Annotated in this window: 15 protein-coding genes; all 15 read right to left on the reverse strand. The window is 67.0% G+C overall.

The genetic code is table 11. The features are described from left to right. Positions 1-388: CBS domain-containing protein (locus tag J4E58_RS24600; protein WP_207255337.1), on the reverse strand; the 388-nt coding region annotated here is incomplete at its 3' end. Between the two features lie 85 nt (positions 389-473). Continuing rightward, positions 474-863 carry a nitrite reductase small subunit NirD gene (gene nirD, locus J4E58_RS24605; protein WP_087090888.1) on the reverse strand — a complete coding sequence of 130 codons (390 nt, stop codon included), beginning with the start codon at positions 861-863 and terminating at the stop codon, positions 474-476. Then, on the reverse strand, positions 863-3,424 hold the full coding sequence (gene nirB / locus J4E58_RS24610; protein WP_087090887.1) for a nitrite reductase large subunit NirB: 2,562 nt from the start codon (positions 3,422-3,424) through the stop codon (positions 863-865). Before nirB ends, nirD begins: the two co-directional genes overlap by 1 nt. 393 nt (positions 3,425-3,817) lie before the next feature. Further along, positions 3,818-4,432, reverse strand: a complete 615-nt coding sequence (locus J4E58_RS24615; RefSeq protein WP_087090886.1) for an RraA family protein — start codon at positions 4,430-4,432, stop codon at positions 3,818-3,820. Further along, on the reverse strand, positions 4,429-5,208 hold the full coding sequence (locus tag J4E58_RS24620; RefSeq protein ID WP_087090885.1) for an IucA/IucC family C-terminal-domain containing protein: 780 nt from the start codon (positions 5,206-5,208) through the stop codon (positions 4,429-4,431). Before J4E58_RS24620 ends, J4E58_RS24615 begins: the two co-directional genes overlap by 4 nt. Further along, positions 5,205-5,996, reverse strand: coding sequence for an ABC transporter ATP-binding protein (locus tag J4E58_RS24625; RefSeq protein WP_009043984.1), 792 nt, complete (start codon positions 5,994-5,996; stop codon positions 5,205-5,207). Before J4E58_RS24625 ends, J4E58_RS24620 begins: the two co-directional genes overlap by 4 nt. A gap of 10 nt (positions 5,997-6,006) precedes the next feature. Further along, positions 6,007-7,038: an iron chelate uptake ABC transporter family permease subunit gene (locus tag J4E58_RS24630; protein WP_087090884.1), complete on the reverse strand. Its 1,032-nt coding sequence runs from the start codon at positions 7,036-7,038 to the stop codon at positions 6,007-6,009. Then, entirely contained in the window at positions 7,031-8,020 is a 990-nt protein-coding gene (locus tag J4E58_RS24635; protein ID WP_007925440.1) for an iron ABC transporter permease, read from the reverse strand. The genes J4E58_RS24630 and J4E58_RS24635 overlap by 8 nt, the downstream gene beginning before the upstream one ends. Further along, entirely contained in the window at positions 8,017-8,907 is an 891-nt protein-coding gene (locus tag J4E58_RS24640) for an iron-siderophore ABC transporter substrate-binding protein (RefSeq protein WP_087090883.1), read from the reverse strand. The genes J4E58_RS24635 and J4E58_RS24640 overlap by 4 nt, the downstream gene beginning before the upstream one ends. Further along, entirely contained in the window at positions 8,900-10,783 is a 1,884-nt protein-coding gene (locus J4E58_RS24645; RefSeq protein ID WP_087090882.1) for an IucA/IucC family siderophore biosynthesis protein, read from the reverse strand. Before J4E58_RS24645 ends, J4E58_RS24640 begins: the two co-directional genes overlap by 8 nt. Before the next feature lie 4 nt (positions 10,784-10,787). Then, positions 10,788-11,561 (reverse strand): HpcH/HpaI aldolase/citrate lyase family protein, encoded by a 774-nt coding sequence (locus tag J4E58_RS24650; protein ID WP_087090881.1) that lies wholly within the window; start codon positions 11,559-11,561, stop codon positions 10,788-10,790. Beyond that, positions 11,555-13,444 carry an IucA/IucC family siderophore biosynthesis protein gene (locus J4E58_RS24655; protein WP_172962991.1) on the reverse strand — a complete coding sequence of 630 codons (1,890 nt, stop codon included), beginning with the start codon at positions 13,442-13,444 and terminating at the stop codon, positions 11,555-11,557. The genes J4E58_RS24650 and J4E58_RS24655 overlap by 7 nt, the downstream gene beginning before the upstream one ends. Before the next feature lie 18 nt (positions 13,445-13,462). Then, complete coding sequence (locus J4E58_RS24660) at positions 13,463-14,878, reverse strand: DHA2 family efflux MFS transporter permease subunit (RefSeq protein ID WP_087090880.1); 1,416 nt, start codon at positions 14,876-14,878, stop codon at positions 13,463-13,465. Next, on the reverse strand, positions 14,875-16,095 hold the full coding sequence (locus J4E58_RS24665; RefSeq protein WP_087090879.1) for a type III PLP-dependent enzyme: 1,221 nt from the start codon (positions 16,093-16,095) through the stop codon (positions 14,875-14,877). Before J4E58_RS24665 ends, J4E58_RS24660 begins: the two co-directional genes overlap by 4 nt. Next, positions 16,088-17,890: an IucA/IucC family siderophore biosynthesis protein gene (locus J4E58_RS24670; protein ID WP_087090878.1), complete on the reverse strand. Its 1,803-nt coding sequence runs from the start codon at positions 17,888-17,890 to the stop codon at positions 16,088-16,090. The genes J4E58_RS24665 and J4E58_RS24670 overlap by 8 nt, the downstream gene beginning before the upstream one ends. Between the last annotated feature and the right edge of the window lie 38 nt (positions 17,891-17,928).

The raw sequence follows: 17,928 nt of genomic DNA on the forward strand, positions 1-17,928 counted from the left end.
CAATCGCTTCCTTCACCAAATCACCAATCGACAGCAGCCCGATCAGTTGCTCGCCGTCCAGCACCGGCAGGTGGCGCAGGTGGCTGTCGGTCATCACGGCCATGCAGCGTTCGATGCTGTGCTGGCTGTCGGCGGTGACCACGGGGGCGCTCATGATGGCGCGGACCGGGGTGCCTACCGATGAGCGGCCTTGCAGCACCACCTTGCGCGCATAGTCGCGTTCGCTGATGACGCCGACCACCTGCCCGGCTTCCATCACCGGCAGCGCGCCGACGTTTTTCTGCGCCATCATCTGCAGTGCTTCGAGCACCATCTGATCCGGGCCGATGCTGTGCACCTGGCGGTTTTCCACGGCCTTCAACTTCAGCAACTGAGCAGCGGTTTTCATGGGCGTCTCCGATACTTGAGCAACAGGGGTTCCGGCCCCGCGCCACAAGGCGCGGAGTCAGGCATGGATCTGGGTTGCGCGCGGCTTAGCGCACGCCGATTTCCACCACGTCGCCACGCAGCCGCGCCGGCCAGGTGCGCAGGCGTTGCTCCGGGTATTCCAGGCAGGTGCCGTCGGCCAGGCGGAAGTGCTGCTTGTACAGGGGCGAGGCGATCACCAGCTCATCCTTGATGCAGCCCACCAGGCCGCGGCCGATCACATTGGCGCCGGACTGCGGGTCATGGTTGTCGATGGCGTAGAGGGTCTGCTGCGCGGCATCCGGCAGGTAGATCAGCGCCACCTGGGCGCCGTCGTGCCAGACCACCACGCCGCTGTGGCTGACCAGGTCCTGGCGGCTGCACACCGCCTGCCACTGCACGCCGGGCTGCTCGACGAATCCACTTTCGATAGGTTGCAGGCTTGGCGACAGGCTCATCAGAGCACCTCCTCGGTGACAGGGATCAGGTTGAGTTCGGCGGCCATGATCGGCCGGCGCTGGCCGCGTTCCTCGACAAAATGAATGTCCGGGTCGGGGCGCTGGTCGTTGACGAAGGTGCGGAAGCGCTTGAGCTTTTCCGGGTCCTTGAGGGCGTTGGCCCATTCGCATTCGTAGCGGTCCACCACCAGCTGCATCTGCGCTTCCAGCTCGGCGCCCAGCCCCAGGCTGTCGTCGATCACCACCGCCTTGAGGTAATCCAGGCCGCCCTCCAGGCTTTCGCGCCACACCGAGGTGCGTTGCAGGCGGTCGGCGGTGCGGATGTAGAACATCAGGAAGCGGTCGATGTAGCGGATCAGCGTCTGGTCGTCGAGGTCGGTGGCGAACAGCTCGGCGTGGCGCGGGCGCATGCCGCCGTTGCCGCAGACATACAGGTTCCAGCCGTTCTCGGTGGCGATCACGCCGACGTCCTTGCTCTGCGCCTCGGCGCATTCGCGGGTGCAGCCGGACACCGCGAACTTCAGCTTGTGCGGCGAACGCAGGCCCTTGTAGCGGTCCTCGATCTCCAGGGCCATGCGCACACTGTCCTGCACGCCGTAGCGGCACCAGGTACTGCCCACGCAGGACTTCACGGTGCGGGTCGACTTGCCGTAGGCATGCCCGGTCTCGAAACCGGCCGCGATCAGCTCGGCCCAGATGTCCGGCAGCTGGTGCAACTGGGCGCCGAACAGGTCGATGCGCTGGCCGCCGGTGATCTTGGTGTAGAGGTCGTATTTCTTCGCCACCTGGCCGATCACGATCAGCTTGTCGGCGGTGATCTCGCCACCGGCGATGCGCGGCACCACCGAGTAGGTGCCGTTCTTCTGCATGTTGGCCATGAAGGTGTCGTTGGTGTCCTGCAGCGGCACCAGGGAGCGGTCCATGATCGGCTGGTTCCAGCACGAGGCGAGGATCGAGCCGATTGCCGGCTTGCAGATATCGCAGCCGACGTGGCCACGGCCGTGCTTGGCGAGCATCTCGTCGAAACTGAGGATGCCCTCGACCCGCACCAGCGCGTACAGCTCCTGGCGGGTATAGGCGAAGTGTTCGCACAGGCTCTTGTCGACGCTGACGCCACGGGCGATCAGCTCATGCTCGAACACCTGCTTGAGCAGGCCGGCGCAGCCGCCGCAACCGGTGCAGGCCTTGGTCCGGGCCTTGAGCTGGCCGAGCTCGGAACAGCCACCGTCGATGGCCGAGCAGATCGCGCCCTTGGTCACGTTGTGGCAGGAACAGACCGTGGCCGACTCGGGCAAGGCGCCCGGGCCAAGGGTCGGCGCGCCGGCGCTGGACGGCAGGATCAGGCCGGCCGGTTCGGCGGGCAAGGCGATGCCGTTCTGCATGTATTGCAGCAAGGTGTCGTAGTAGCTGTTGTCGCCCACCAGCACCGCGCCGAGCACCTGCTTGCCGCTGGCATCCACCACCAGGCGCCGGTAGCTGGCGGTGGCCTCGTCGATGAACTGGTAGCTGCGTGCGCCCGGGGTCAGGCCCTGGGCATCGCCGATGGAACCGACATCCACCCCCAGCAACTTGAGCTTGGTCGACATGTCCGCGCCCATGAAGGGCTCGCCCGGCTCGCCGCACAGCTGGGCGGCGACGCTGCGGGCCATCTGGTAACCCGGGGCCACCAGGCCGAAGATACTGCCGTTCCAGCTGGCGCACTCGCCGATCGCGTAGATGTGCGGGTCGCCACTCAGGCACCGGTTGTCCACCACCACGCCGCCACGCGGGCCGATCTCCAGGGCGCAGTCGCGGGCCAGGGCATCCTGGGCGCGAATCCCGGCGGAGAACACGATCAGGTCGGTTTCGAGGAAGTCGTCGCCGGCGAAGTTCATCCGGTAGCGGTACTGCTCGCCGGCGCTGATCGACTGGGTGCCCTTGCCCAGGTGCACGCCGACGCCCAGGGCTTCGATCCGCGCCTTCAACGCGCGACCGCCCTGCTCGTCCAGCTGCACCGGCATCAGCCGCGGCGCGAACTCCACCACATGGGCTTCCAGGCCCAGGCTCTTCAAGGCGTTGGCCGCCTCCAGGCCGAGCAGCCCGCCGCCCACCACCACGCCGCGCCGGGCATTGGCGGCCGCGGCGCGGATGGCGTCGAGGTCTTGCAGGGTGCGATAGACCAGGCGCGAATCGCCTGCGGCGCCCTCGATCGGCGGCACGAAGGGATAGGACCCGGTGGCCAACACCAGCTTGTCGTAGTGCACCGGGCCGGCGGCGGTGATGACCTGGCGGTGCTCGCGGTCGATGCGCAGCACCGCCACCCCCAGGTGCAGGGTCAGACCCGGGGTCCGGTACAGCGCGGCATCGCCCAGGGCCAGGGATTCGGCGTCGCGACCGCTGAAATACTCGGACAGGTGCACTCGGTCGTAGGCGCGCATCGGCTCTTCGCTGAAGACGTGCAGGCGGTACTGCTCAAGCGCGCCGTGCGCCACCAGCTGTTCGACGCAATGATGTCCGACCATGCCGTTGCCGATCACGATCAGGGTTTTGTGTGTGTTCAAAGGGGCAACAATGGCATTCATAAATAGCACCCGACCCAAGCCAATCACGGTTTTTTTAAAGCAAAAAAAAGCGCCTGAAACCTCACGGTTCCAGGCGCCTTTGCCTGTTATTTGCGGTGTGCGATCGGGCTGCTGTGCCTGACTCACCGAGTGCCCATGGCCGGTTGGCCGATCGATCCGCGTTGACCGATGGGGCGGCCCGCCCGCGACATGCGCGGTGGGGCGTTAACGGCTGTCTTGCAGCCTTTGTGCCAGGCGGCGCCGCACGCCTTGAAAGGCCGTGCTGGCGGGGTTGCGCGGTCATTCTGCAAGGCTCCCGGATAGCCTACCCCGGGCCAGGAATCGCCTTAGCCTGGTGCAAGGCCGGAGCCGCGAGCCTTATAAAAGTGCAAACCCGGCCGGTTTGCCGACGCGTCAGCGGGTGGCAGCCAGGCGCTGCAAGAATGCCGCGCGCCGCTCGCGGTCCTGCTCTTCCTTGGCCAGCAGCTGCGGCAACAGCGCCTCGGCCCGTTGCCGGTCGAGGATGAACACGCCGTCGTCGTCGCCGATGGCAATATCCCCCGGGTTGACCCGCACCCCGGCCACTTCGATAGGCAGGTTGACCTCCCCTTGCTCGCCGATGCCGCGGGTGGTGTAGGCGCTGATGCCACGGCTGAACACCGGCAGGCGATGCTCGCGCAGGGCGGCGACATCGGTGACCGCGCCCTCCACCACCACCCCGGCCAGGCCCTTGATCAACCCGGCCAGGGTGCGCAGTTCGCCCCAGCAGGCGCACTCCTGATCGCCCACGCACTGGACCACCAGCACATCCCCCGGTTCGCTGAGCAGCAGCGCGTCGCGCAGGATGGCGCCATCCGGGGCGAAGACCTTGACCGTCACCACATTGCCGAGCATGCGCAGCCCGTCGAACAGCGGGCGGATGCCGCGCAGGTAACCCTCGTCGCCAAAGTGGCCGAGGGTCGAAGGCGCGATACCGCGGTAATGCTCGAGCAAGGCGGCGCTGGCGTGGTGTTGGCGTGGAGCGATCATCGGCATTTCCTCGGGCGCAGCAGCGGGCAGGTCGAGCAGTATTCGGCGGGCTCGGTGGCCTCGTAATAGAAGCAGCAGGTGCGGCGAAAGCGGATGCTCTTGCCCTCCTCCAGTTGCGTCGGCGGCCGACGGAAGTGCCGCAGCGGGTTGTAGTCCAGGCCGAACAGCGCTGGCGCGGCCTCTTGCAGCAGCCAGTCGAAGTCCGCCTCGTGGCGCAGGCGGATCAGCGGATCCTCGACCTTGCCCATGCGTTTTTCGTACAGCGAGTAGACCCGCACCGCGGTGTTTTCCCAGAGGATGCGCCGGGAGATGCCGCTGACCCGGTTGAAGGTCTGCCACAGCGGCGCCAGCAGCCCGGCGAACAGCGCCTCGACAATCGCCACGCGCCAGGCGTCGCGCTCACCCGCGGCATACGCCTGGGGCGGCCGGTCCGCCAGCGGCATCGACGATGTCCAGAGCCCGTCGTCATGGCCGTACTCGATCACGCAATCGTCCAGGGACAGCAGCAGGCCCTGGTCGCACACCGACATGGCGTACAGGCAGGCGCCGGTGGCGAGGAAGGAAAAACGCTTGGCCAGCAGCGAGGCGGTGATCGCCCGGGTCGGCGAACCGATCACCGGCCCCAGCTGGTCGAGCAGCGCGATACAGGTTTCATCGTCGAGTAAAGTGCGGGCGCTGAGGGAGCGCTGGCGGTCGCGTTGGGCCATGGGTTTCAGGCGCAGCGGCCCGGATAGCACGCTCCAGTCTTGCGGGTTGAAGGCGGCTTGCAGATTCATTGCGGCAGTTCCCGGCCAAAGGGAATGCACAGCGGCGTGCCGAAAAACGGATCGGGGATGATCCGGCAGTTGAGGTCGAACACCTGCTTGACCAGTTCCTCGGTCAGGATCTCCGCGGGCCGGCCCTGGGCGAACGCGGTGCGCTGGTGCACCGCCACCATATGGTCGGCGTAGCGGCAGGCCAGGTTGAGATCGTGCAGGACCATGACGATGGTCTTGTTCTCCTGGCGATTGAGTTCGCGCAGCAGGTCCAGCACTTCGATCTGGTGCGCCAGGTCGAGAAAGGTGGTGGGCTCGTCGAGCAGCACGATCTCGGTGTCCTGGGCCAGGGTCATGGCGATCCACACGCGCTGGCGCTGGCCGCCAGACAAGGCATCCACCGGCCGCTCCGCCAGCGCCTGCACCCCGGTCTGCAACAGGGCACGCTCGACCATGGCTTCGTCCTGGGCCGACCATTGCTGCATCCAGTTCTGGTAGGGATAACGCCCCAGCGCCACCAGCTGGCGCACGGTGATGCCTTCGGGAGCGCTGGGCATCTGCGGCAGGATCGCCAGTTCGCGCGCCACCGCCGCGGTGGATTTGCGCTGGATATCCTCGCCATTGAGGATCACCGAACCCTGCTGCGGCTTGAGCAGCCGCGCCAGGGATTTGAGCAGGGTGCTCTTGCCGCAGCCGTTGCTGCCGATCAGCACCGACACCTGGCCCGCCGGCAGTTGCAGGTCCAGCCCGTCGATAATCACCTGGCGCTGATAGCCCAGGGTCAGTTGCTGGGTTGCCATCGAGGACATCGGGAATTCCTTAGTGCCGCTGGTTGATCAAAAGATAAAGAAAGAACGGCGTGCCCAGCACCGCGACAAAGATCCCCGCCGGCAGGTCCAGCGGCAGGAACAGGGTGCGCCCGATCAGGTCGGCGAGCATCACCAGGTTGGCGCCGACCAGCGCCGCCATCACCGCCTGCCCGGCAAAGCCCGGGGCCACCAGGCGCTTGGCGATATGCGGCGCGATCAGCCCGACAAAGGCAATCGCCCCGCCCCAGGCCACCGCCGCCCCGGCCAGGGCCACGCTGACCAGCAACAGGCCGGCGCGCAGCCACTGTACCCGCACGCCGATGCCCTGGGCCAAGGCATCGTCCAATTGTTGCACCCGCACCTGGCGCGCCAGCCACACCAGCAACGGCAGGATCGCCAGCAACCAGCCGGCCAGGGCCCGCGGCTCCGGCCAGCTGGCGCCGTAGACGCTGCCGGTGAGCCAGACATAGGCCGACAAGGTGGTGGTCAGCGGGCTGAACACCAGGACAAAGGTGGTCACCGCCGCCAGCAGCGCCGACACGCCGACACCGATCAGCACCAGGCGCAGCGGCGAGGTGCCCTGCTTCCAGGCCAGCAGGTAAATGGCCAGGGCCGCCAGCCCGGCGCCGAGCATCGCCGCCAGTGGCAAGAACTGCGGGCCCAGCAGCAGGGAAAAGAACGACAGGTACAGCACCGCCGCGGCACTGGCGCCGCTGGTGATGCCCAGCAGATCGGGGGACGCCAGCGGGTTGCGGATGATGCTCTGCAAAATCAGGCCGGACACCGCCAGCGCCGCGCCGACCAGGGCCGCCAGCAGCAGGCGCGGCAGGCGCAGTTGCTCGACGATGAACAGCAGGCGCTCGTCGCCGCCGCGCCACAGCAGCTCCAGCACGGTCAGCGGCGACAGGTTGAGCTTGCCCAGGGACAAGGCGCCGAGCATCACCAGCGCCGTCGCCAGCACGGCCAGCAACAGCCGCCACAGGGTCGCCAGGTCGATGCGCCGCGAAAAGCCGGCGGTGCGCAGGGTCAGGGTGTTATTCATAACGACCTCCACGACGGGCCAGGAAAATAAAGAACGGCGCGCCGAACAACGCGGTCATCACCCCCACCGGCACCTCCTGCGGCAGAATCACCAGGCGCCCCAGGGTGTCGGCCAGCAACAGCAGGATCGCCCCCAGCACCGCGCACCCCGGCAGCAACCAGCGATGGTCGATGGACAGGCCCTTGCGCACCATGTGCGGCACCAGCAGGCCGATGAAACCGATGCTGCCCGCCAGCGCCACCGCGCTACCCGCCAGGCCGATGATCAGCACGCTCATCAGCCAGCGGATCAACCCGGTGCGCTGCCCCAGGCCGATGGCGATGGCTTCGCCGGCGTTGAGCACATTGACCTGCCCGGCCAGCAGCAACGCGCCGAGCAAGGCCAGCAAGACGCCCACCAGCAGCGGCGCGGCCAGCGCCAGGTCGCGCTCGGACAAAGAGCCGGCGAGCCAGAACAGCACGGTGTCCAGCCCCTCCTCGTTGACCACCAGCAGCGCCTGGCTGAAGGCGGAAAACAACGCGGTGATCGCCGCCCCCGCCAGGACGATGCGCAGCGGGTTGAGGCTGCCCTGCCCGCGATTGCCGATCAGCCACACCAGGCTGCCGGCCAGCGCGGCGCCGATAAAGGCGCACCACAGCCACTGGCTCATGGACGACAGGGCAAACAGCGACGAGCACAGGATGATCGCGAAGGTCGCCCCGGCATTCACCCCGAACAACCCCGGCGATGCCAGCGGGTTGCGGGTCAGCGCCTGCATCAGCGCCCCCGCCACCGCCAGGCTCGCACCCACGGCGACGGCCATCAGGGTGCGCGCCAAGCGACTGTTGAAGATCAACTGCTGGCCGGCGCTGAGGCTGTCCGGTTGCAGCAGGCCCTTGAGCAACTGCGACGGTTCGATCCAGGTCGCCCCGGCCGCCAGGCTCAGGCCAGCGCACAGCAGCAGGACGACCAGCGCCAGGCCGAGTTTCAGCCCACGGCTCATGAAGACGCCACCAGGCGGGCAATGTCGTCGAGCATCAGGTTGGCGCCGAGGATCCCTCCGGAGAAACTCCAGGCGATGCCATCGACCCGCCACACTTGCTGCTGTTGCACGGCGCGCAGCTGTTGCCAGAACGGGTAATGCACCAGCCGTTCATAGTTGTGCTGCACCGCCTGGCTGTCGCGCTGGAATACAAAAAACAGGTCGGCATCGACCACGGGCAAGTTCTCTTTGCTGGTGAGTTTGATATAGGTGCTCCGGGACTCGCGGGCGACCGGGTTCCAGGCGAAGCCCAGCTCCGTGAGCACCGAGCCGGCGAAACTGCTCGGCAGGTAACTGCGGATGTGGTCTTCACGTACATCCAGCACCGACACCGTGGGCGGCCAGCGCCCGGCGAAAGTCACCTGCAACTGCTCGCGCAAGCGCGCCACCCGCTGCTGCCATTGCCCCAGCAGGCTGCTGGCCTGCTGCTGACGGTTCAGGGCCGCGCCCATCAGCGCCAGGGTGCGCTTGAACTCGAAGACTTCCTCGAGCATCAGCACCGTGCCCATGCGTTCGAGCAGCGGCGCGATGCGCTGGTGGCGAAAACGCGAGGCGACGATCACGTCCGGCTCCAGCAGCACGATGTCCTCAAGGCTAGGCTGGGTTTCCAGGCCAACATGAGGAACCTTCGCCAGCGCCGGGCGCAAATAACGGAAGGTCGGCTTTTCGCTCGAAGACTCCACTACGCCGCAGGGCGTCACGCCCAGCGCCACGGCGCTGTCGGTGGCGCCCTGGAACAGGGTGACCAGGCGCAGCGGTTCGGCGCGGGCGATCCGTGGCAAGGCCAGCAACCCCAGGGACAGGCGCAACAGCGTGCGCCTGCAAGGATGGAGCACCGGGTCAGGCATCGGAAGCCAGCCGCTGGAACGGGTTGACCACCTCGCCCTTGCCGAACGGCATGCTGCCCGGGCCGCCGGCGCGTTCGATCATCGGCGTCAGCAGCAGCTTCTGCGGCCAGCGCGGCGCTTCGAACAGCTGGTGCCTGATCATCGCCCGCGCCTCGTCGTCGAAGTCGATGCTCTGCAACAGAGCGTCCAGCACCTGGCGCAAGGTGCGCCACAGTGCAGTGGCCGGCACGGCGTAGACCTGGGCCAGGGTGTCGATGATCGCCCGCACGTTGACCTGGATCGCCAGGGTCTGCAGCCAGAACAGCAGGTCTTCGGGACGCTGGTGATACAGGGTGTTGGCGTGACCTTTCTTGATCCGGTACTCCGGGTCGGCCATGCCGTTGCGCTCCAGCCACGGCACGAAGATGCGCAGCGAATCGTGGTCGCGCAGCAGCAGGCCCTGGGCCTGGCCGGCCTTCCACACCAGCACCGCGTTCTGCCCGTGCACCTCGCCGAGCATGCCGAGGCGGAACATCCGCAGGTTGACGTCGAAGAAGCGCTGGCACAGCTCGCTGAACAGGGTCAGCACCGAAGCCTGGGTCGCCGGCAGTTCGCGGTACTGCATCCACTCATCGAAGAAGTGCCGGTTGCTGCCGGGCAATGGCGTGCCCAGGGCGGCCATCGGCAGCAGGCGGCAGTCCGGGTCGTCGAGCAAGGCTTGCGGGTAACCACGGACCATCGCCGACAGGTGCCGCGGCGCCTCGTCGAACAGGGTCGCCTGGGGCGGCATGAAGGCCCACCACTTGCTCTCGTCGCACAGGTGCAGGCTCTGCTCCAGCACCGGGTCGAGGCGCCGCACCTGATGCAGCAGCGCCTCGCTGAGGCCGCCGTTGATCATCTTCACCGCCGGCAGGTAGCGCGAGGCGCCCAGGGAATAGATGGCCATCGGCAGCTTGAGGTAGTCGGCGCTGGCGAAACAGGGGGTCATCGAGCGCAGCGACGAGGTGGCGAAGACCGTGGCCTCGCTGAAGTCCAGGCGCTGGCAGTCGCCGCGGGCGAAGGCATCGCCCAGTTGCGCCGGCAATACATGCTCGAACTGCCACGGGTGCACCGGCAAGGCCACGTGGCTGTCACCGATGCCGCGTTCGCGCAGCTCCCCGGCCAGGTGTTCCTGCAAGGTTTCGGGCAACAGGTAGCGCGCCGGGTAGACCTGTTCCAGGTCTGTCACGCCCGCGCCGCCTTGCAGCAGGTCCTTGCGCACCGCCACCCAGTTCAGCGCCACCGGCTGGGCGAACTCGGCCTGGTACTGCTGGTATTCGGCCTGCAGCAAACCCTGCTTGGCCTTGGCCAGCGGGTGGTACGGACGATCGCGCAGCGAAGCCCACTGCTCCATGGTGCGGAAAAAGGTGGCGCCGTCCTGGGCCATCAGGCCTTGGTGGTCGACCCGGTGCTCCAGGGACAAGGCGGTCTGCCAGACGCTGATATGCAGCACTTCGAGGAACAGCGTCAGGCCCTTTTCATTGTCCTGGAAGCGCGGGCCCATGCCGGTGAACACCCGGCGCATGAAGTCCACCGGCCCCAAGGCGGTCCAGCGTTGCTCCTGGCGGGCCAGAACCTGCGTGCCCGGGACCTTTTCCCACTGCTGGGTGATGCCCGGGCGCAGGGCGATGCTGATAAAGCGCTGTTCCTGGGCGTCGCAGCACCACTCCCAGATCCGTTGTTGCCCATCCGCGCTTTCAAGGATTGAGGCTTCAAGGGCTGGCGCTTCAGGATGGGCCTGGCGCCATTGGCTGGCGGTCAGCAACGGCAAGGGTTCGCGGCCAAAGAAGTCTTCGGCGAGCAGGCAATCGATCAGGTCCTGCATCACCAGCTCGGCGGCCATGGTTGTGAAGTTCATCGGATTATTTTCCTTCTAGAGAAAGGGTGGCCAACCTGGCCTGGAGAGCACGAAAGGCAATGCCGCGTTCGTCGCCGAGGACAAAGGCCCGGACCCCGCGCTCGCGCCAGCGTCCCAGATCGCCCTGCTGTCGGGGAATGGCGCAGTACGGCACGCCGGCATGGTCCGCCGCCTGCCAGGCATCGAGCAGCGCCTGCCGGACCGCCGGCTGGTCGATCTGCCAGGGCATGCCGAGGGATTGCGAGAGGTCGGCCGCGCCTTCGAGGATCATGTCCAGGCCCGGTACCGCGGCGATCTGCGCGGCGTTGCGCACGCCGGCGGCGCTTTCGATCATCGCCACCAGCATGATCTGCTCGTTAGCCTGCCCCACGTACTGCGCCAGGCTGTGCTTGCCGAAACTGCCGGGGCGCCCGGCGTTGAGGCTGCGCTGGCCCAGCGGGTGGTATTTGCAGGCGGCAATCGCCGCCTGCAACTGCTCGGCGGATTCGATCATCGGCAGCACGATGCCCTGGGCGCCGCCGTCGAGCAGGCGCAGCATTGTCTTGGGGTTGAGGTCGGCGACCCGCACCAGCGGCGTCAGCTCGTAGGCCTCGGCGGTGCGGATCATGTGCTCGACGGTTTCCGGATTGATCAGCACGTGTTCCATGTCGATGATCACGAAGTCGAACCCGGCCTCGGCGATCAGCTCGATGGCCGCCGGCGCCGGGATCGAACTGATCAACCCGTACACCGCCTGCCCGGCCGCCAGTTTGCGTTTCAGCTGGTTGCTTCTCAGCATGCTTGCGGCCTGTAGGCATGAAGTGGATTGGGCACCGACTTGAAGCGCCGCTCACCGTCGCCCAGCAGGCGGCGCTTGGTCAGCTCTTCCACCTCGTAGCTCGGCGCGAACACGTCGAACAGGCCGAAACGGTCGCGGTGCTGCGGATGGGCGTCCTGGTAGTCGAGGATTACCTCGGCGGTCATTTGCCAGAACTGGCTTTCGTCAAGCTGGTAGTGCTGGCGCAGGAAGATCGCCATTTCCGCCAGGCAGATAAAGAAGAAGCAGTCGCAGGAGAAATCGCGCACCGCGTTGACATCGTCGGTAAGGATGAAGGAGTTGCGATTGAGCTTGGCGTGGCTGGCCGGCAGCGGCACCAGTTCCGGGCACAGTTCGGGACGCGCCAGGTGCGCCGGCGAGTAGCGCACGCCGTCGTGGAAGTCCTTGAGGGCGATGCGCTGCGGCCAGCCCTGCTTGACGATCAGCACGATGTTCTGGCCGTGGGATTCCATGCCGATGCCTTCGGCGTAGAGCATGTGGATGATCGGCGGCACCGTCACCTGCAGCAGCTGGCGGGTCCAGGCCTGCAGGCCGTACTGGCGGATCCAGGCGTCGATGAACGGCTGCTGCGGCCCTGTGCCGTAGCGGTTCTCCACATGGCTCAGGCCGTTGAACGGCACCGCCTGCTCGTCCGCCTTGAGGTACTGATGGAGGCTTTCACGCCAGATCGCCCCCAGGGTGCCGTAGGCCTGGGGACTGCGGGACGGAGGGAGGTGCTGGTAGTCGAAGCTGACCCCGGCCACTTCGCCGAGGATCACGAAATCCAGCTGGCGCGCGGTGCTGTCGCTGGCGATCAGCTGTTGCAGCCAGTCGGTGATGATCGGCCCGTTCAACACCGTGTGCCGCGCTAGGATGCGCGTGCTGGAAGTGTTGGTCATGCTCATGGCCAGCTTGACGTAGGGCCGCTGCTTGGCCGTGGCATTGGCCAGGGTGCGGATCGACTGCTGGGCCTTGTACTGGTCATCCGAGGTGCCGAGGTAGATCAGCTCGCCGCTGAGCAGCTCCGGGTAGAAGGTCGAGACAATCAGGTTTTCCCACTGCCACGGGTGCACCGGCAGCAGCTGGTAGTCGTCCAGCGCCCTGCCCTGGCTGGCCAGTTGTCGCTCGACCTGCTGCCAGCGCTCGGCGCCCAGTTCCTGGCGGATAAAGGCCGGGAAGTCGAGTTTCTGCGAATGGTTGAGCGAGGCCCGGTTGCGCGCGACCGCCAGCCACACCACGGCGATCGGCGCGGCGAACTCCGGGCCGTAGGCCTGGTTGTCCGCCAGGGAAAAGCCGATGCGCGACTTGTAGCACGGGTGGTAGCTGTGGGCGTCCATGAAGTGCTGCTCCAGGGCGTCCACGTCCAGCTGGTGGGCCGGCTTTTCGGTCTGGTAGCCCTGGCTGCGCGCTTGCAGATCCTTGAGCTGGGTCTGCTCCAGTTCCTGGATGAAACGCCCCAGGTGCGGGCTGTCCTGGTAGTCGCCGAGCAGTTCGGCCAGGGCCTGGTGCAGGTCCGGCACGCTGCGCTGGCCACGGCTGTCGAGGCGTTCGAGGCTGGCGGAATCGAGGCGGATCAAATCGAAGCTGGCGCTGAGCAGGCCGTTGCAGTGGTACTCCACCCGCTGCTGCTGGCCGTCGATGCCGAGCACCACGAAACGCCGCTGGCCGCTGTCATGGCCGTGCGGGCCGCCCTCCAGCGGCTGGCTGTCGAACGGCAGCACGCCTTCATACAGCAGGGTCTGCAACAGCTGGCCGACCACCCGCTGCTGGACTTTTTCGTCGATACGCCCATCCACCGTGGCCAGCCAGGCACCGGGGCCGGAGGGCTGGCTTGAGGTTGTCAAGATTGCAGTCGCCATGTTCATACCTTGTGCGAAGAAGGGTTAACGGTGTTCGAGGGCGCCGGGCACAGCCTCGGCGGTCTCGTCGGAAAGGGGAAAACGCCAGGCGCAGGGCAACGCCAGCAGGATCAGCAGGCCGGTGGCCACGAACACCTCGCTGATGGCGGATGACATGCCCGCCTGGGCCTGCACGCCGCCATCGACCAGGCGGAACTCCAGCCACAGCGAGGCGATGACAATGCCCAGGGACGACACCAGGCGCCGCGAGATGTTGTTCATCGCCGCGCCCTGGGTGACCATCGGCTCGGGCAAGGCATTCAGCCCGGCGGTGGTCACCGGCATGTAGGACAGGCCCAGGCCGGCGCCGCGCAGCATCATCAGCGCGAACACCAGGCCGATCGCCGCATTGGCCGGGAGCAAACCCAGCGCCAGGGTCGACAGCCCGGTCAGCAGCAGGCCGATGGACACCACCCGGCGCGGCCCGTGGCGATCCAGGGCGCTGCCGCCCATGCGCCCGAACAGGCTGGCGAACACCGCCGTGCACAGCAGCGCCAGGCCGGTCCAGATGGCGCTGTAGCCGAGCACCGTCTGTACCAGCAACGGCAGCAGCACCAGGCACTCGAACATGCCCACCGACTGCACCACGGCGATGATCACGCTCAGGCGGTAACCGCGCAGGGCGAAGATCCGCAGGTTGAGCAGCGGCGCCTCGCGGCGCAGCTCCAGGCGGACAAAGGCCACCAGGCACAGCAGCGCTACCAGCAGCATTCCCAGGTTCATAGGGTCCATCAGCCCGGCGGCGTGATGCAGGCGACTGATGGCGATCATCAGCAGGCCGATGCCCGAGGCGATCAGCAGGTAGCCGGCCAGGTCGAACGGCTTGCGCTCGGCCGGCTCGGAAGCCGGCAAGACCGCAAGCCCCATCAGCAGCGCGACGACGCCGATCGGCACGTTCATCAAAAACAGCGAGCGCCAGCTGAACCACTCCAGCAGCAGGCTGCCGCACAGCGGGCCCACCGCCGGCGCCAGCATCACAGCCGCGCCCCACAGGCCGGTGACCCGACCGCGCTCGTCCTTGGCGTACACCGCGAAGATGATCGCCAGGGACAGCGGGATCATCAGCCCGCTGGCGATCCCCTGCACCACCCGCGCGGCGATCACCAGGGCGATGGAATCGGCCTGGGCACCGAGCAGCGAACCGCCGATAAACAGCGCCACGCCCCACAGGTACAGGCGTCGCCGGCCCAGGCGCTGGCTGAGGAAGCTGGTCAGCGGCATGGTCATGCCCATGCTGGTCATGAAGGCCGCGACTATCCAGGTGGCCATCAGCGGGCCGATGGCGAACGCCTGCATGAACGCCGGCAGCGCCGGGTTCAGCGAGCTGTTGTTGAGGCTGACGGTCATAGTGCCGAGCAGCACGTTGACCACCACCCAAGCGCGCGGTGCCTTGAAACTCACAGACCGGCTCCTTCGAGCAATTCACCCTGGCGCAGGAAGTGCTGCGCTGGCCGTGGATGACAGAGGAAGTCGGCGTGGGAAATGTTGTAGCCATAGGCCCCGGCCATCGGCAGCACCAGCAGGTCGCCGACGCTGACGCCCTTGAGCGGCTGGGCCCGGCTCAGCACATCCTTGGGCGTGCACAGCTGGCCGACCACGGTCCAGGCCTGCTCTGTGCTGTGCGCCGGCTGCGGCGTGCGCGGCAGGTGAATCAGCGGGTGGTCGTGGCTCTGCGCCGCGGGCAGGCGGAACTGGTGGGTGCCGCCGCGGCACACCAGGAAGTGCTCGCCGTGGCTGGTCTTGGTGTCCAGCACCTCGATCACGTAGTAACCGCAAAAAGCACTGATAAAGCGCCCCGGCTCGAAGCGCAGGATCGGTGCCTCGCTGCCCTGCTCCGCCAGCCGGCGTTCCAGGTAGCGGCACAGGCGCTGCCAGTCGAACTGCTGGCCACTCAGGTAATCGACGCCGATGCCGCCGCCGACATTCAGGTGGGTCAGTTGCTCGGGATGCGCCGCCAGGGCCTTCCACAGCGGCCAGCGTTGCAGGTAGAAGTCCAGCAACTGCTCATGGCGCTCCACCGACTGCTGGTGGGACATGGCGTGCACATGGAAACCCTTGAGGCGCAGGTGGCTGGCGCGGTCGACCCTTTGCACGGCCTCGGCCAGTTCCGCCTCGTCGATGCCAAACGGCGTGGCGGTGCCGGCCATGGCCAGCCGGCTCGACTGGTTCTGCGGCAACTGCGGGTTGATGCGGATGAATACCGGCTGCACCCGCCCGGCTTCTTCGGCCAGGCGTTGCAGGCGCTCGATCTCGTTGAGGCTTTCCAGGTGCACGGCTTCCACCTGATGGGCCAGGGCCGCGCGCAGGTCGGAATCGAGCTTGCCCGGGCCGGAAAACACATAGGGTTTGCGGGTCGGACAGGCCACCACCCGCTCGATCTCGCCGCCCGAGGAAATCTCGAAACCACTGACCAGCGGGGCCAGCGCCGCCAGCACTGGCGCCTCGCTGTTGGCCTTGATCGCGTAATACAGCTCGACCCCGGCCGGCAACGCTGCCATTACCTGGCGCACATGGGCCTGCAAGGCGTCCAGGTCGTAGATGAAGGCCGCCAGCGGATCGGCGCTGCCGGCCCGGGCCTGGTCGATGGCGCGCAGGACCGCCTGGGACAACTCAGCCATAACGGGCCTCCTCGCTCCACGGCGAACTCAGGCTGACGTAGCCGGCCTGGCGGTCGGCCTTGGCGGCCAGGCGCACCTTGAGGTTGGTCTTGCAGGCAATCGGCTGGCCGGCGATCAGCGCGTCCAGCTCCGGCGCCGGGCGTACCAGCTCGTCACGGATGCGCCGCAGCTGTTGCTCGACCCGTTGCCACATCAGCGGCGCCAGGTGCGGGCGTTCCCAACTCAGGGCCAGCACCGCTTCCGACAGGTTGTTGATCAGCAGGCAATAGGTGATCCGGCTCCAGCCCTGCTCGCGGGAATACAGCAGCGACTGGCGCACCCGCGGGTGCAGGCCGACCTCGATCTGCGCCATACCCAGTTCGTCGGTGAGCTTGACCCCCTCGAAGTCCCGCAGCAGCAACTGTCGCGGCTGGCCCTGGTCGTGGATCAGCACAGTGTTCTGCAGGTGCGGCTCCATCACCACGCCGTGGTTGAAAAACAGCGCCAGCACCGGCCGCAGCAGCAACGCCTGATACTGGTCGAACCAGTCCACCAGTTGCTCGTCCGCCAGTTCGCGGGCGTTGAAGCCTTGCAGGAAGTCATGCACCAGCGGCCGCGAATGGATGTCGCGGGCAAACAGGGTGCCGGCCATCACGCTGCGCTCGGCACCGGCGCGGCGGCAGAAGTTCTCCCGCAGGATCGCCCCGGTCTGTTCGCGAAACCAGTGGGCGTCGGCTTCGCTGGCCTGGGCCGGCGCCCAGCTCATGGAACCCGGCTCGGCCACCGCCGACAGCCCGCCGAGGGTCTCGGCCTGGGTCCGCTGCAGGCGCTGGAACAGCTGGTCGATGATCAGCGTGCTTTCCAGCTCGTACCAGGCGTTCTTGCGCACGCAATTGGTGATGCGCACGTTCAGCGAGCCCTTGATGAAAAAGTCGTGGTCCTCGATGTACCAGGTGCGCATCGAGGCCGTCGGGCTGGCGAGCGGCCCAGTCGGCCCGTGGTCGATCACCTCGCCCAGCTCCAGCAAGCGCTGCACGCGGCGGTCCTGCATGAACAGCTCGGCCTGCACCGGGTGCATGCAGATCATCGCGTGCCCCGGGCGCGTCCGGCCCTGGTCGGCGAAACCGGCCATCACCTGCTCTTCGCTGAGGCCGCTGGCGGTCACCCGCAGGCCCTGGCGCGGCACCTCGAACAGATGCAGCGCGGTCTCGGCCTGGAATTCCGGGGCATAGGTTTCCTGGGCCAGGTGTGCCGGCCACAGCCGCGCCTTGGGCGCCGGATGGTTGGGGTGGCCGAACCACAGGCCCTGCTCGCTGGCCAGATAGCCGCTCAGCGGCGCCGGGCCCTGGCCGTCCATGTTGTGGGCGACGATGGCGGCGGTCAGCGACTGGCTTTGCAGCACCTGGTCCAGCAGCTCGTCGTTGCTGGCCCGGGTCATGTGTTCGCAGGCGCCGAGCAGTTGCTCGACGAACTCGGCAAAGGCCAGGCAGCGCCAGGTCTCGCCTGCTTCGCGCCGGGCATACACGTCCGACAGGTAACGGTGGCTGCCCAGGTGGTCGCGGCGGTCGACCATGACGAAGAACTGCTGCCGGTTGGGCAGGTCGATGGTCAGCGGAATGCCCTTCCATTCCAGGCCGTCCAGGTAACTGCCGGGCGCGATGCCCTGCATCTGTGTCGGCCAGCTGTAACTGAGGCAGTTTTCCGGCAAGGCGAACTCTTTGATCAGGCAATTGAGCAAGGCGCGAGTGGTCGCCAGCTCACTGACCATCTTCGATAAAACACGCTTTGATAAAACATCGCGATCTGAATAATTCATACATGCTCCACAGTAGCCCGTGCGGTCACTGGCTGCGT

The sequence above is a fragment of the Pseudomonas sp. FW305-25 genome (assembly GCF_017351415.1).
GTDB classification, from domain to species: domain Bacteria; phylum Pseudomonadota; class Gammaproteobacteria; order Pseudomonadales; family Pseudomonadaceae; genus Aquipseudomonas; species Aquipseudomonas chlororaphis.